General features: G+C 48.4%; 13 protein-coding genes. 8 read left to right on the top strand and 5 right to left on the bottom strand.

The window, feature by feature from the left end; genetic code table 11:
* Positions 1 to 6: 6 nt before the first annotated feature.
* The 4 genes from CCC32_RS11220 to CCC32_RS11205 all read right to left on the bottom strand — a co-directional run bounded on the left by CCC32_RS11220 (position 7) and on the right by CCC32_RS11205 (position 3,185).
* Positions 7 to 1,383 (bottom strand): dihydroorotase, encoded by a 1,377-nt coding sequence (locus tag CCC32_RS11220; RefSeq protein ID WP_287074580.1) that lies wholly within the window; start codon positions 1,381 to 1,383, stop codon positions 7 to 9.
* A 77-nt stretch (positions 1,384 to 1,460) separates the two neighbouring features.
* On the bottom strand, positions 1,461 to 2,273 hold the full coding sequence (locus CCC32_RS11215) for a DUF4369 domain-containing protein (protein WP_042520061.1): 813 nt from the start codon (positions 2,271 to 2,273) through the stop codon (positions 1,461 to 1,463).
* Positions 2,274 to 2,437: 164 nt separating this feature from the next.
* Entirely contained in the window at positions 2,438 to 2,866 is a 429-nt protein-coding gene (locus CCC32_RS11210) for a hypothetical protein (RefSeq protein WP_022316125.1), read from the bottom strand.
* Positions 2,850 to 3,185 (bottom strand): FtsB family cell division protein, encoded by a 336-nt coding sequence (locus CCC32_RS11205; RefSeq protein WP_287074577.1) that lies wholly within the window; start codon positions 3,183 to 3,185, stop codon positions 2,850 to 2,852. The genes CCC32_RS11210 and CCC32_RS11205 overlap by 17 nt, the downstream gene beginning before the upstream one ends.
* 114 nt (positions 3,186 to 3,299) lie before the next feature.
* On the opposite strand from CCC32_RS11205, the gene CCC32_RS11200 reads away from it, so the two are divergent.
* The 3 genes from CCC32_RS11200 to CCC32_RS11190 all read left to right on the top strand — a co-directional run bounded on the left by CCC32_RS11200 (position 3,300) and on the right by CCC32_RS11190 (position 6,970).
* Entirely contained in the window at positions 3,300 to 5,132 is a 1,833-nt protein-coding gene (locus CCC32_RS11200; protein WP_044064688.1) for a DNA polymerase III subunit gamma/tau, read from the top strand.
* 196 nt (positions 5,133 to 5,328) lie between these two features.
* Positions 5,329 to 6,486, top strand: a complete 1,158-nt coding sequence (locus CCC32_RS11195; RefSeq protein WP_044064687.1) for a PDDEXK nuclease domain-containing protein — start codon at positions 5,329 to 5,331, stop codon at positions 6,484 to 6,486.
* Positions 6,476 to 6,970 (top strand): hypothetical protein, encoded by a 495-nt coding sequence (locus CCC32_RS11190; RefSeq protein ID WP_044064686.1) that lies wholly within the window; start codon positions 6,476 to 6,478, stop codon positions 6,968 to 6,970. The genes CCC32_RS11195 and CCC32_RS11190 overlap by 11 nt, the downstream gene beginning before the upstream one ends.
* Positions 6,971 to 7,765: 795 nt before the next feature.
* Here the strand turns inward: CCC32_RS11190 and CCC32_RS11185 are convergent.
* Entirely contained in the window at positions 7,766 to 8,671 is a 906-nt protein-coding gene (locus CCC32_RS11185; protein WP_287074572.1) for a helix-turn-helix domain-containing protein, read from the bottom strand.
* A gap of 119 nt (positions 8,672 to 8,790) precedes the next feature.
* Here CCC32_RS11185 and CCC32_RS11180 point away from each other — a divergent pair, with 119 nt between their 5' ends.
* The 5 genes from CCC32_RS11180 to CCC32_RS11160 all read left to right on the top strand — a co-directional run.
* Positions 8,791 to 9,243 (top strand): cupin domain-containing protein, encoded by a 453-nt coding sequence (locus CCC32_RS11180; RefSeq protein ID WP_004384417.1) that lies wholly within the window; start codon positions 8,791 to 8,793, stop codon positions 9,241 to 9,243.
* A 12-nt stretch (positions 9,244 to 9,255) separates the two neighbouring features.
* Positions 9,256 to 10,020: an MBL fold metallo-hydrolase gene (locus CCC32_RS11175; protein ID WP_287074563.1), complete on the top strand. Its 765-nt coding sequence runs from the start codon at positions 9,256 to 9,258 to the stop codon at positions 10,018 to 10,020.
* Between the two features lie 17 nt (positions 10,021 to 10,037).
* Positions 10,038 to 10,940, top strand: coding sequence for a radical SAM mobile pair protein B (locus tag CCC32_RS11170; RefSeq protein WP_287074561.1), 903 nt, complete (start codon positions 10,038 to 10,040; stop codon positions 10,938 to 10,940).
* Positions 10,941 to 11,625: 685 nt separating this feature from the next.
* Positions 11,626 to 14,097 (top strand): glycoside hydrolase family 95 protein, encoded by a 2,472-nt coding sequence (locus tag CCC32_RS11165; protein WP_287074559.1) that lies wholly within the window; start codon positions 11,626 to 11,628, stop codon positions 14,095 to 14,097.
* Between the two features lie 37 nt (positions 14,098 to 14,134).
* Positions 14,135 to 15,121 (top strand): glycoside hydrolase family 140 protein (locus CCC32_RS11160; protein WP_502705623.1); only part of this gene is annotated, 987 nt, incomplete at its 3' end.

The following is a 15,121-nucleotide window of genomic DNA, read 5'->3' as shown; positions in this document are numbered from 1 at the left end:
TCGTTATTAGATGGAAGAATGGTCGAACTCCACCTGTTCGCCATGCACCGAATCGTCGAACTTTCCATTATCATATATATGGTGACCGTTGCAGAAGGTATGCTCCACCTTCCATCCGAAGGTTTTGCCCTCCAACGGACTCCACTTGCACTTGCTCTGTATGTCTTCGCTTGTCAACGTCCATTTCACACCTGGACGCACCACCACGATGTCTGCCTTGTAGCCCGGACGCAGGAATCCGCGGTCTTTCACTCCGAAGAGCTTTGCCGGATTGTGGCTCATCAGCTCTGCCACTCTCTCCACCGTCAGCACACCCTGGTCTACGAGCGAGAGCATCGTGACGAGCGAGAACTGAAGCATCGGCATTCCCGACATGGCATTCTGGCAACCACCCTGTTTCTCTTCTATGAGATGTGGAGCATGGTCTGTCCCCACCACAGCGATGCGTCCGTCTGTAAGAGCGGCACGCAGGGCATCGCGGTCGGCGGCGGTTTTCACTGCCGGATTGCATTTTATCCTTGCTCCAAGAGTCTTGTAGTCGGCATCGGTGAATACAAGATGTGCCACCACAGCCTCTGCTGTAATCTTGGGGAATCCGTCGCTGCCCGCAGCGGCAAGCACTTCCTTCTCTGAATATTTCTCAAAGAGCTCCAGCTCCTTCTCCGTGGTGAGATGTGCCACATGGAGTCGCGCTCCGCTCTCCTTTGCCAGTTTCACGGCGAGTTCTGTGGATTGCCAGCATGCCTCAACCGACCTTATCTCCGGATGGTGGCAGACATCGGGGTCTTCACCCCATTTCTTCTTTGCCTCAGCCATGTTCCGGTTGATGATGCCGGTGTCTTCACAATGTGTCATTATCGGAAGTTTCACCTTGGTGAATATCTGCCGCAACGCCTTCTCACGGTCAACGAGCATGTTTCCCGTTGACGATCCCATGAAGAGTTTCACTCCCGGCACCTTCTTTGTATCCACCTTCAGCAGCTGGTCGATATTGTCGTTTGTAGCTCCGATGAAGAAGGAATAGTTCACGTGACTCTTCTGCCGTGCCATATCGAGTTTATCTTCAAGGTCGGCAAGTGTGGTGGTCTGAGGTTTGGTGTTAGGCATGTCGAAATATGTCGTCACTCCTCCGTATGCCGCTGCCCTGCTTTCCGTCTGCATGTCTGCCTTGTGTGTCAGTCCGGGGTCACGGAAATGCACATGGTCGTCTATCACTCCCGGCAATACGAAACACCCCGTGGCATCTACTGTTTCGTCGTAGTTGTCCCGGGGTGTTTCGCCATTGCTCAGTATGCTTACTATTCGGTCGTCTTCAATCAGAATGTCTGCCTTGACTGCCATTCCCTCGTTCACGACCGTAGCTCCTGTAATCAATGTCTTCATTATTCAAGTAAGGTATAAAAGTTTACGGCCTGTCCTGAAGAATCTTTACCTCTCAGGACCAGCCTTGGCTTATGGGGTTATTCAGCAGGCTGTGCCAACTGGTTTGGCGTCGGTCCGTCCATCGGCTGCTGTGGAGCATCGGTGGGTTGTGGTCCTGCCGCCGGCTGCGGAGCCGGTCCGTCTGGCGTTGCCATGCCGTTCAATATTTCCTGGTTCTGCTGTGCCTTCTGATAGTAGTCCCTCACGTAGGCATCGTTCTTGAAGTGGTCCGTCGCCTTGCTCATGATGTCTTCTATCCATGGCGAGAGTTCCGGTATCGGGTATCCCATAGTCATCATGAAGAACACTCCGGGACCGAGCACGTTGTCGAAGTTGTCGCAGATGAATGATGTGATGAGCTTGTCCTCCTTCTGAGTGATCTGCTGCGCTTCGATTGCGAGTTTCTGGTTTATGGTATTCTCGTCCTCACCGTTCATTATCGCCTGGCTCTGCTTGTGTGCGAGGTCGTTCATCTGCATCTCGAGCTGGTTGTATTTCTCAATGAATTCAGAGAGTTTGTCGTTGAGCGGCGTGCCGCTCACCTTCTGCGATCCGTTGTCAATCTTCACGTTGATGCTTCCTGACTCCAGGACTACAGGCATTATGTTCTCGTCGTCCATAAAGAGTGTCACCATCCTTACGGAGTCGAGTCTTCCATTGAAGCCGAACTGTCCGTGAACGACGTCGCAAGAATCGATGTTCTTCAGGTCGCTGTCATGATATTGCTTCAGGTATAGCATCTTGCCGTCGAGCACCGACACGTTGGATGTGCCCTTGATATCGTATGTTCCGGCACAAGATGTGAGTATCATTGCCACGGCAACGATGAGAGAGTAAAATATCTTATTCATATCTGTTTTTGAAATTCCATACAAATGTAAGTCGTATTACGGATGTATGGAAATATGTTTATTCTATTTAAAACAAGGTTCCCTGTTTTTAGCTTTTTTTAGTCTTTACGACACAGCATCCGCATGTTTGTCATTTCCATGTCAACGCTGCAAGTCCAGGTCGTTTATGCCTCACGCTGTTTGTTCTTCTGGAGCTCAGATGAGATGCGGTGTGTGGAATAGAGCTGGAGCACGGCAGCCACCAGCAGAGTCACCACCCAGTTGTTGTGGATGTACTTTACGTATGATGTGTATCCGTTGATTGTCTTTGCAAACAGAGGGAATACCACGTGATATGCGTTCTCCACCATCAGCAGCGCTGAGATGATGAAGAATGCAGCTCCGGTGAGCATGATTCTTCTCAGTCGGCGCATGGTGACGTCGGTACCGGTATATTTCTGCATATACTGCATGGCGGCGAACATCAGTGTGCCTGGAGTGAAGATACAGGGTGCCACGGTCTGCTCTCCAAAAACATAGAGAGCTGCTCCCACCACCATCAGGCATGCTCCTATGAGCATCATGGCGCTTTGCGTTCTATTCAGCTGTTTCATTCTTGCTTGTCTCTTGTTTCTCGTCGTCGCTCAACACGAAGATATCCTCGTCGTCGGCCTTCATCATATAGTTCTCGCGTGCAATCTTGGTGATAGCCCTTGGATTGCGGCGAAGTTCCTTCAGTTTCTGGTCGTCGCGCTCATACTGACTGTTGTATTCATCGATCTGTTCCTCCAGGTCGCTTATCTGCATGTCATATTTCATGCGGGTCAGGAAACTGTTCTCGTCGAGCACGGCAACGATGAGCACACCAATTATCGTTGTTATCCAATAAATGTTGTGCGACATAAATCTCAACAGAGGGTTGATGCGACTCATTGTCTTTGTTTTATTTTATAGAATTAGTGTATCATTATTTTCGTGCAAAGATAGCTCAATTGAACGAAATTACATTATCTTTGCAAGAAAATAAGCGAAATCTTATATTTATTTATGGAAGAATACATTGTTTCGGCACGAAAATACCGCCCCATGTCGTTCGACTCCGTCGTGGGACAGTCGGCTCTCACCACCACTCTGAAAAATGCGGTGAGAAGCGGAAAGCTCGCCCATGCCTACCTGTTCTGCGGACCGAGGGGCGTGGGTAAGACCACATGCGCCCGCATCTTCGCCAAGGCGATAAACTGCCAGCACCCCACTGCCGACGGTGAGGCCTGCAACGAATGCGAGAGCTGCAAGGCGTTCAATGAACAGCGTTCATACAACATCTTTGAGCTCGATGCGGCAAGCAACAACTCGGTGGAAAACATCAAGGCGCTGATGGACCAGACCCGCATCCCACCCCAGGTGGGACGCTACAAGGTGTTCATCATCGACGAGGTGCACATGCTCTCCACACAAGCTTTCAATGCCTTTCTGAAGACTCTCGAAGAACCGCCGGCACACGTCATCTTCATCCTCGCGACAACGGAGAAGCACAAGATTCTGCCCACCATCCTGTCGCGCTGCCAGATTTACGACTTCGAGCGCATGACGGTGCCGGGCATCGTGAACCATCTGAAGATGGTGGCTGAGAAGGAGGGGATAAAATATGAGGAAGAGGCTCTCAACGTGATAGCCGAAAAGGCTGACGGCGGAATGAGAGACGCCCTCTCGGTGTTCGACCAGGCAGCGAGCTTCTGTCAGGGCGACATCACTTACGCCAAGGTGATTGAAGACCTCAACGTGCTCGACTCTGACAATTATTTCCGCATCATAGACTTATGTATGGAGAACAAGGCTGCTGAAGTGATGGTGTTGCTCAACAACGTCATCGCCAGAGGCTTCGACGGTGGCAACATCATCGGCGGACTGGCAAGCCACGTGCGCAACGTGCTGATGGCGAAGGACACGCAGACATTGCCGCTGCTGCAGACAAGCGAGGCTCAGGCTCAGAAATACAAGGAGCAGGCACAGAAATGTCCTACCAAGTTCTTGTATTCGGCACTGAAGATCCTCAACGAATGCGACATCAACTATCGCCAGAGCAGCAACAAGCGACTGCTCGTGGAGATAACGCTCATCCGCGTGGCACAGATAACACAGCCCGACGAAGACGGCGTCGCGGGGCGCAGCCCCAAGCGACTGAAAAGCCTGTTCAAGAAACTCATAGCCTCGGCGCAGCGCCACACGGCAGTCCAGCAGGTGGCTGCCGCTGCGTCGCAAGCACAGCCTGGTGAGAACAAAGCTGTGCAGGGAGTGGCTGTGTCCTCACCAGACAATGCTCCGTCAGCATCTTCACAAGTCACGGCTACGCCGGGCAACGCTTCTACGGTATCTGCCACACAGCCGGTAACACAGCCTCAACACAGACCGGCACTGAAATTAGGGTCGATAGGAAAGTCTTTCGGCAATCTGATGAAAGGACCGGAAAAACCGACTTACGAAATGGAACCGGAGCAGAAGGCTACCACCGGACTGCACGAGACTTTCGACGACGACATGCTCCTGCAGCAATGGCTGCTGATGTGCAACCGTATGCCTCCCAACATGCTGGGCACGTCGAAGCGAATGAAGAACCTCACGCCTGTCATCACGGAGTTCCCCAAGGTTGAAGTGGTGATAGACAACAAGATGCTGCTGGAGGACGTGCAGAAAATAAAGAACCGCGTTCGTAACACTCTCGTGCAGAAGCTCCGCAACGATGATATAGAACTGTCGCTGCGTCTGGCCCGTCCTGAGGAGATAAAGCGTATTCTCTCCCCCAAGGAGTTTTACCTGAAGCTCTGCAAAGAGAATGATGCCGTCGGGAAACTCGGCGAACTGCTCAATCTGGAGTTCGCCTGAGCATATCCGGCGCATAAGGTTTGAATTAATTTTCTGCTGCTATTAAGGCAACACCCTTTGCTATTGTAGAAGCAAAGGATGCCAATCATTCTGTTTCTCATGGAAATGTGGACGAATTGTAAAATGTGGGACGGTGTTCCACAAATTATGAAAAAGTGAGACGCTGTCTCACTAATTCAGAAAAGGATTGGATAATATGGAAAAATCTGCATTAACAAACATAACAGAAAAGCTGACTCAACCAGAGAAAAACTTTGTCTCTGACTTGAAGCATTTAGCCGGTGAAGCACGTCGGCAAGCCTATCGCAGTGCAGACTATCTATTGGTGGTTCGCAACTGGCTTATCGGCTGGCGTATCGTGACACAGGAACAAAATGGAAAGGAACGTGCGCAATATGGCAAACATGTCATAAAATTGGCCTCCCAAACCCTTACAGAAGAATACGGCAGGGGATTCGGACTGACAAGCATAAAGAACATGCGCTCTTTTTACCTGATGTTCAGCAAATTACAAATTGGTCAAGCAATGCTTGACCAATTCAAACTCACAGACGAACCAATTCGTCAAGCACCGCTTGACGAATCTACGATACCATTCTATCCTAACCTATCATGGCTTCACTATGAACGCTTACTGCGTGTAAAAGAGGCGGATGCAAGATTGTGGTATTTGAAGGAGGCGGCTCGTGAGCAATGGGATTACCGTACCTTGCAGCGTAATATCTCCTCACAATACTATTATCGTTTGTTGCAAACCCCTGAGCATCTGCGCAAAGAGGTAAGTGACGAGATGCGTTCGCTGACTTCAGATTTCGAAAAAGACAAACTCTCTTATCTCAAGAATCCTGTGATAGCAGAGTTCTTAGGATTACCACAGAACCCTGCCTATAGTGAATCGAAACTGGAAACTGCCATTATCGACCATCTGCAGACTTTCATCATGGAGTTGGGCAAAGGCTATGCGTTTGTAGCTCGCCAACAGCATATCAAGACGGACATGGGCGATTTCTATATCGACCTTGTGTTCTACAACATCATCCTAAAGTCCTATCTCATTATTGATTTAAAGACTACGCAGATAACTCATCAGGATGTGGGACAGATGGATATGTACGTCAGAATGTATGACGAGTTGAAGAAAGAGGAAGGCAATAATCCTACTATCGGTTTGCTTCTGTGTTCTGACACTAGCAAAGACCTTGCACGTTATTCCATATTGAAAGACAGCAAGCAGCTCTTTGCCGCTAAGTATCTTACTTATCTTCCTACAGAAGAAGAGTTGAGCCGAGAAATCCGTGAGCAGAAAGAGTTTTTTGAATTACAAAAGGGAAAAGAGGCAGAAGATGAAGATTAGATTGACATGTATGCTTGTAGTTTTGCTCTGTTGCTTTGTTAGCCGAGCACAAACTGTTGGCTACTCCTACAAGCCATTGGCAGCAGAGGGTTGCAGCATGAAATATAGTGTCATAAGGCAGGATTCCGTTTACTATATCATTGCCACAGTGAAATCGGACAGATTGACTTTCTTGAAAGAGTCAACAATGCTCATCAAGAATTTTGACGGCGAAGTGATAAAGCTACAAGGCTCACTAATTAGCAATGGCTCAGAATCAGCAGGTGTACTAATAGGCAACATCGTTTATCCCGTAACGGAAATCAGTTCTACGGCTCAATTCAAAATCACGCCAGAACAGTTTGAGAAGATAAAGGACGGCATTGCCAAGGTGCGCTTATCCACAATTCCGATTGAGCATGAACGTACTTTCAGTAAAGACAAAATAGGAAAGAAATTGTATCTGTTCTATCTCAAAGAACGAAACAAGGACAACAACTTTTAAAGACACATTGACATTTCATTATTAACAATGAACGACAAACATTAAAGAACAGCATATTACAATGGGCGATACAGGGAAAACTTGTACCGCATGTGAATACATTCCCATTTCCCACGCTTAATCAGATTTTTAGATAGAAAAGTATCAAAGTATCATTTCCGACTTCTGTCAGACACCTTAAGACCACTAAACCAACAGGTTAGACGTATGAGACTTTTCCGAATGTTTTACAGAAAAGTATCATAGAAGTATCATCAAAGTATCACTGGTAAATCATCATCGGAACACCATAACACCAAATATAGGCAAGGAGAACAAAACATCAAGAAATGGACACGGATTGTGCACAAATGGGGCAAGCACCGTGCCCATATAGGGCAAGCACGTTGCCCATGTGGGGCAAGCACGTTGCCCCAAGTGGGCACGACCAGTGTCCAAACTGTGCCCAAAACCTTCATTCTGTACATCATCCCCAATTCAATGCGGTTGGTGTTGTAAGTTGGTCATCAGGCTCTGCTTGGTATAGTTGTACTTTCTGCCCGTATATGCTAGGAATCGGCTGTACTTATGTTTGGCTTGTGTGCGTATAGTATACAACCCAATTTATTAGAACCTAAGCAGCCATTTCCATAAAGGAACGAGTTCTATCTGGTATCCATCTTTTTCAACGAAGCTCTCTTCCTCCATGGTAACAACCATCATTTTGCTGATTGATAGGACAGTATCGAGCTTTATCAGGGCATCTGTTTCAAGTGCCGTTCGTTTATTGGTAAGTTCTTGCGTTTAATCATCTTTCTATTCTGCGGTAAACTGTTGTCCTTTATATTCTTCTTTAAAGTCCGTAACCGTCTGTCCTGTTTGTTTTTTGAAGAAACGCATTAAATGTCCTGGCTCCGAGAAATTGAATTCGTATGCCAATTCACTGGTAGTTTTGTCAGTGAAGAGTATTTCATTCTTGATTTCTGCAAGCAGACGTTGTTTCAGCAGATGTACGGCCGTTTGCCCATATTGTGCCCGTACAGAAGCGTTCAATGTGATGCGGCTGATGTTCAGCATGGCTGCATAGTCGGCCACTTGCTGGTATTGGCGAATATGTTTCTCTAAGAGTTGTTTGAACTCAAAGGCATGGTGGTTCTTGGGGGCATCAAAAGGCAGATGGTATTGAGCAGAATACCTACGATTAAGGGTCATGAGCAGATAATGAAGCAAGGATACGATGATGTGATAGCTGTCGGCAAGAGGATGGTTGAGTTCTTCTTTTATCCGCACAAGCAAACGCTCGTATTCTTGTTGTTCCATAGCAGTAGCCGACAGATAGGGTGCAAAATCTGTTTGGTAGCAATAAAGCAAACGATAAGTAAAGAAAGGATCGGCAAGATAGGTTGAAAGAAAATCATCACGGAAAATAAGGAAACGATAATCCGTTTGGCTTTCATCAATGTGCCACTCCTGATGGATGTGCGGCGAAAGTATCAGCACCGTATTGTCTTTCAACGCGATATGTTGAAAGCCATAACGCAGCCACCCGGATACTTTCCTGAAGAAAAACAACTCGAAGAAGTTGGTTTTGAAAGACGGATACTCCATCAATACGCCCCGCAAACGCTCGTGCGTATCGGTATTGATGTTGAAATCTACACCACATTCTGTTTTGCTGAAAGGAACTTGTGTGAGTTCTTGGGGATGACTCTCTAATTTCATGCAACAAATGTACGAATAATTAATGGTTTATCAAAATGGCAGAGCATATATTATTTATGGTAGAATGTGTCTTTGTTTTATGCACTACCTTTGCGCTCGTAATCAAAACAAATAGCATTATGAAAGAAATTAAAATTGTAGAAAAAGGTGAGAACTTCACCACGGTGAACGTAGGTAAGTTGAATGAAATTAAGGAATATGAGTTGGCCATGGGCAATTTCTCTATCCCGGGAAAGATGTTTGCCGGACATGCACTACAAGCAACAGGCGCAGAATTGTCATTCCAAAGTCTTGCAGCTGGGCAGGATTATGGCACACGCCATACCCATAAAACCCACGAAGAGCTTTATTTCATTCTTAAGGGTGAAGGCATTTTCGATGTAGACGGCAAACGATTTCCCGTTTCAGAAGGAAGCATCGTGAGAATTGCGCCCAATGGCAAACGTGCTTTCAAGAACACAGGCAGCAGCGAAATGCTCGTGCTTTGCGTACAATATAAGGCAAATTCGTTCTCTGATGATGATGAACCCCTGAAGGATGGTATTATGCTGGAAGCCAATGTTAAACTTTAGTTTTAATAAACAATGAATATCCAGCAAGTAAGAAACGCAACGATAATCGTTGAATATGGAGGAAAGATATTTCTGATCGACACCATGTTGGGAAAGAAAGGCTGCATGCCTCCTTTCCACTTTAGTAGGAATCAACACCTGCGCAACCCACTTCATGAATTACCTTTTCCTGTAGAAGAGATGCTAAAAGGTGTAGACGCGGTGTTGCTTACCCATCTACACGATGACCATATCGACGAGGCGGCCTATGAAAGGATTCCTAAAGATATGCTATTTTTTGTGCAAGACGAAAACAATCGGCAGGTGGTGATGTCGCATGGATTCAATCATGTGGAAGTTGTCGGCGACAATACAAGGGTTGGGGAAGTGAGCATACAAAAGGCCGAAAGCCAGCATGGTAATTTCATCATGAAGTATCCTGCTGGGCATACAGCGGGTTATGTATTCACTCATCCACAAGAAAAGACGCTCTATCACGCCGGAGATACCATCTGGTATGCTGGTGTGAAGCGCAATTTGAAGCGCTTTCGCCCCGCGGTTATCACCCTTAATGCAGGTGGCAATGGCTTTCACTTGGGTGGACGCGTTATTATGAACGATGAAGATGTGGTAAAAGTTGCTGCAGCCGCACCAGATGCAAAGATATTTGTGACGCATCTTGAAGGCGTGAACCATTATAGCGTGACGCGTGAAATGGTGAGAAAGCGTGCGGAAGTGGCAGGAATTTTAGACCGCGTCTTTATTCCTGAAGACGGTGAAACGGTAGAGAATTTATAAAGAATAAAGGAAGAAATATGGCAAAAACACTCATTGGAACGAAAGAGGTGCGTGGCATCATGACCAAGTCCAACCTCCCTGTTGGTGGCTATTCGGCGAATCCATACGTGGGTTGCACCCATGCCTGCAAGTATTGTTACGCCTCATTCATGAAGCGCTTCACTGGACATAAAGAAGAATGGGGCACTTTCTTAGACGTGAAGCATTGGCCTGCAATCAACAATCCGAAGAAATATGCCGGACAACGGGTGGTCATTGGATCAGTGACCGATGGGTATAATCCCGAAGAAGCAACGTTCCGCAGGACACGTAAACTGCTTGAAGAGCTCAAAGACAGCGATGCGGAAATACTCATTTGCACAAAGAGCGACCTCGTGTTGCGCGACCTTGACCTGCTCCGGCAAATGAAGAAAGTCACCGTATCGTGGTCTATCAACACGCTTGATGAGACATTTCGTGCCGACATGGACAAGGCCGTGAGCATAGAGCGGCGCATCGCTGCCATGCGAAAGGTCTACGAGACGGGCATCCGAACCATTTGTTTTGTATCGCCCATCTTCCCTGGCATCACCAATTTCAAAGCTATTTTTCATAAAGTGAAAGATATTTGCGACCTCTTTTGGCTTGAGAACCTCAATCTGCGGGGTGGCTTTAAGGCCAACATTATGAGTTATATCAAATCATACTATCCCCATTTGTTCCCACTTTATGAAGAAATCTATTTGCATAATGACCGAACATATTGGAAGCAATTGGAACAAGAGGCCGCGAAAATGGCGCAGGAGGCTCAATGTAAGTATGTGGATAATGAATTGCCTTACGAACGAAATCCCAAAGGACATCCCTCGATAGTGAATTATCTTTATCACGAAGAAATCAGAGGGTCAGGAAATACGGGTAAAAGGAATGTTATACAATAAAACAGGTTCTTCCGTTAATTCCGTTAAATGCGTGGATATGCGCCCAGAAGGGCATATCCACGCATTTAACGGAAGAACCATTTTTTAGTATCTTTGTGTGTGAAAAAAGAAAAGTATGCCTTTCATCTCGCTTCCATGCTTCTAATTTGCTTAATATCTTGCGCTTAAACATATCTTTTGCCTCAAATCATGGGCAAAGATACAACTTTTTTGTTTCAAATCAGGGGCAAAAAGAATATTTTTTGTTTCAAATCAGGGGCAACTTACCTCTAATTTTGTTTCAAATCAGGGGCAAGACGTGAGAAATGGGAGATGGACTATTTACCTTTTACAACATTGTGGCTGTCAGGAATGTGGCGTTGCCGAAGATGTGGAGCGCTCTATGTCAGCTTATGACAACGAACCATCCAGACAATCGAAAACAACCATCTGGTCGCCAACAGCCAATATATAAATGCGTTACAGCAAAAACCTGACGATCTGACGGTTTATGAAGAATTTTCAGAATTTCCATTTGGGGGGATGTTTGTCATGGTTATCCCTACCCTCGGATGCAGACCGATAGGTACAAAAGCGGTGAAGCAACGTCAAATTAAAGACATGGATTATCCTGACATTATCATAATGTCTTCATAACCGGAAACAAGCAACATAGACAAAAAAGAAATCACACCAACCAGAAGAGATGAAAAAAGCAATAATACTATCAGCCGCGGTCTTGACTCTTGCCGCCACGACGACACTCGCAAAAGGCAACGATACAAAGACCGGAAACTGCCACATACTGTGGTATGACAAGCCTGCAGCAATGTGGACGGAAGCATTGCCTTTGGGCAACAGCCGGTTGGGAGCGATGGTCTACGGCACTCCTGCCACCGACCGTCTGCAACTCAACGAAGAGACTATCTGGGCAGGACGCCCCAACAACAACGCCAACCCGGAGGCTCGGGAATACCTGCCCCGGGTGAGAGAACTGGTGTGGCAGGGCAAATACAAGGAGGCGCAAGACATGGCTACGGCTCATGTCATGGCAAAGACGAACTCCGGAATGCCATACCAGCCCTTCGGCGACCTGTATGTAAGTTTTCCCGGACTGGAAGAGTATTCTGACTACCGCCGCGAACTGAGTCTCGACTCGGCAAGGGCAGTGACTCAGTTCAAGGCCAATGGCGTGACCTACCGACGCGAATACATATCGTCGCTGAGCGGCAATGTGATCATGGTGAAGCTCTCTGCCAGCAAGAAGGGAATGATAACATGCAACGCCCAGATGACATCGCCACAGCAGGACGTCAGCGTGAGGTCGGAAGGCGACGAGATTGTGCTCAGCGGCATCAGCGGATGGCACGAGGGACTGAAGGGAAAGGTGCAGTTCACCGGACGCGCCACGGCGCAGCTAAAGGGTGGAACAATCAGAAGCAAAGACGGTGTGCTGCAGATAAAGGATGCTGACGAAGCCACCATATTCCTCACCATCGCCACAAACTTCAAGAAATACAACGATATCAGCGGAAACGACACGCTACTCTCGGAGAGCACTCTGAGAAGAGCTCTCGACAGTGGTTTCGACAGACTGAAAAAGGAGCACGTGGCACTATACAAGGAGCAGTTTGACCGTGTGAGCCTCAACCTGGGCAACGACAAGTTTGCCGACAAGACAACGGACTGGAGAATACAGAATTTCAAGAGTCACAACGACGAACACCTTGTAGAGACATACTTCCAGTTCGGACGCTACCTGCTCATCTCCACATCGCAACCCGGCACACAGCCGCCAACACTTCAAGGACTGTGGAACGACAAGATGATGCCGTCGTGGGACAGCAAATATACCTGCAACATAAATCTGGAAATGAACTACTGGCCGGCTGAAGTGGCGAATCTCACGGAACTGAACCAGCCGCTCTTCTCGCTCATCAAGGACGTGAGCGAGACGGGACGCGACGCTGCCCGCATAATGTATGGCGCTGACGGATGGGTGCTCCACCACAACACGGACCTATGGCGAGTGACAGGAGCCATCGACAAGGCTCCCTCTGGACTATGGCCAACGGGAGGGGCATGGATGAGCCAGCATCTGTGGGAACACTATCTATATACCGGCGACAAGGGCTTCCTGAGCAGCGTGTATCCGATAATGTGCGGTGCGGCACGATTCCTCAACCAGATAATGGTGAAAAATCCATCGGGCAGGAACTGGATGATATGTCCGTCGCTGTCGCCAGAGAACCCGCATCTCCACAAGGCCACCACGGCGGCCGGAGTGACGATGGACAACGAACTGCTGACCGACCTCTTCAGCCATGTGATAGAGGCATCGAGGATTCTCGGAGCCAAGGGTGACAAGGCATTCACAGACAGTCTGCAGGAGAAGCTCGACGGACTGCTGCCTCTGCAGACCGGACGCTGGGGACAGTTGCAGGAATGGAAAGACGACTGGGACAATCCCGACGACATACACCGACACGTGTCGCATCTCTACGGTCTGTATCCAAGCAATCTGATTTCGCCGTTCCGCACACCGGAACTGGCTTCGGCAGCTCGCACATCGCTGATTCATCGCGGCGACCCCTCTACGGGATGGAGCATGGGATGGAAGGTGTGTCTGTGGTCGAGACTCCTCGACGGCAACCATGCCCTGAAGCTCATCGGCGACCAACTAACCCTGGTGCGCAACGAGAAGAAGAAAGGCGGTACCTATGCCAATCTTTTCGACGCCCATCCGCCATTCCAGATAGACGGAAACTTCGGATGCGCCGCCGGCATCGCCGAGATGCTGATGCAGAGCCACGACGGTTTCATATATCTGCTCCCTGCCCTGCCCGACGCATGGAAGGAGGGAACGGTAAGCGGACTGAAAGCACGCGGCGGTTTTGAGGTGAGCATGACATGGAAGGAGAACAACATCGTGAAAGCTGTGATAAAGTCGGAAAACGGCGGCAACCTACGCATACGGTCTGCCGTACCGCTCACAGGCAAGGGACTCCGGACTGCCAAAGGCAAGAATCCCAACCCACTCTTCGTCACACCGACAAACGTGAAGCAGCAGATCAACCATCCCGAAAAGATCGAGAAGATGCCAGAACTCAGAAAGTCTTACGTCTATGACATACCGACCAAGAAGGGACAGACGATAGAACTGAAGTCGAAAAACTGACAAACTCTTATTATATAAGAAAAATAACGAATACAATATGACAATAAAGAAATCCCTATTTATCGCAGCCTTCATGCTGCTCGCCACGACAATGGCAAACGCTGCCAAGAAGACCATATACAAACCATGGTCTAACGGCAAACTGAAAGTATCGGCAAACCAGCGCTATCTCATACACGAGAACGGCACACCGTTTTTCTGGCTCGGCAACACCGCATGGCTGCTGCCGGAAAGGCTGAACCGCGACGAGGCTGAATATTTCCTCGCCAAAGAGCGCGAACTGGGCTACAACGTGGAGCAGATACAGGTGCTCAACGCCATTCCAACCTTCAACGTTTATGGTCAGCAGGCCAACAACAAGGAGTTCGACTTCAGCAAGGTGTCAAAGCCGGGTGTCTACGGATACTGGGAACACCTGGACTACATCATAGACCGCGCTGCCGACAACGGAATATATATCGCCATGGACTGCATCTGGGGGTCTATGATCGGCCAGATGGACGTGAAGAAGGCTGTTGCCTACGGCAAGTTCCTGGGTGAGAGATACAAGGACAAGCCGAACATCATCTGGATGATAGGCGGAGACATTCTCGGCGACAAGTCGCCTGAAGTGTGGGACGCTCTGGCCCGTGCCATAAAGAAATACGACAACCGCCATATCATGACTTTCCACCCAAGAGGCAGAACCACGTCGGCAAGATGGTTTAACGACCGCGAGTGGATGGACTTCAACATGTTTCAGAGCGGTCACCGCCGCTACGGACAGCGCAATGGTGACGGCGACTACACCATAAAGGACAATACCGAGGAGGACAACTGGCGCTATGTGGACATGAGCTTTGAGAAGAAGCCACTGAAACCTGTAATCGACGGTGAACCTTCGTATGAGGACATTCCGCAGGGACTGCACGATTTCTCAGCTCCTCGCTGGCAGGACTACGACGTGCGCCGCTATGCCTATTGGGCGGTATTCGCCGGATGTTTCGGACATACCTACGGCCATAACTCCGTGATGCAGTTCATG

This window comes from Prevotella sp. LMAG:51 (genome assembly GCF_008680225.1).
Lineage (GTDB): Bacteria > Bacteroidota > Bacteroidia > Bacteroidales > Bacteroidaceae > Prevotella > Prevotella pectinovora.
Note: the sequence above shows the minus strand (reverse complement) of the source record. Positions and strands in the feature narration are given on the sequence as shown.

Bases quoted from the DNA above. Each gene is read 5' to 3' on its own strand.
- CCC32_RS11220 (WP_287074580.1), bottom strand. From the start codon at position 1,383: ATGAAGACATTGATTACAGGAGCTACGGTCGTGAACGAGGGAATGGCA.
- CCC32_RS11215 (WP_042520061.1), bottom strand. From the start codon at position 2,273: ATGAATAAGATATTTTACTCTCTCATCGTTGCCGTGGCAATGATACTC.
- CCC32_RS11210 (WP_022316125.1), bottom strand. From the start codon at position 2,866: ATGAAACAGCTGAATAGAACGCAAAGCGCCATGATGCTCATAGGAGCA.
- CCC32_RS11205 (WP_287074577.1), bottom strand. From the start codon at position 3,185: ATGAGTCGCATCAACCCTCTGTTGAGATTTATGTCGCACAACATTTAT.
- CCC32_RS11200 (WP_044064688.1), top strand. From the start codon at position 3,300: ATGGAAGAATACATTGTTTCGGCACGAAAATACCGCCCCATGTCGTTC.
- CCC32_RS11195 (WP_044064687.1), top strand. From the start codon at position 5,329: ATGGAAAAATCTGCATTAACAAACATAACAGAAAAGCTGACTCAACCA.
- CCC32_RS11190 (WP_044064686.1), top strand. From the start codon at position 6,476: ATGAAGATTAGATTGACATGTATGCTTGTAGTTTTGCTCTGTTGCTTT.
- CCC32_RS11185 (WP_287074572.1), bottom strand. From the start codon at position 8,671: ATGAAATTAGAGAGTCATCCCCAAGAACTCACACAAGTTCCTTTCAGC.
- CCC32_RS11180 (WP_004384417.1), top strand. From the start codon at position 8,791: ATGAAAGAAATTAAAATTGTAGAAAAAGGTGAGAACTTCACCACGGTG.
- CCC32_RS11175 (WP_287074563.1), top strand. From the start codon at position 9,256: ATGAATATCCAGCAAGTAAGAAACGCAACGATAATCGTTGAATATGGA.
- CCC32_RS11170 (WP_287074561.1), top strand. From the start codon at position 10,038: ATGGCAAAAACACTCATTGGAACGAAAGAGGTGCGTGGCATCATGACC.
- CCC32_RS11165 (WP_287074559.1), top strand. From the start codon at position 11,626: ATGAAAAAAGCAATAATACTATCAGCCGCGGTCTTGACTCTTGCCGCC.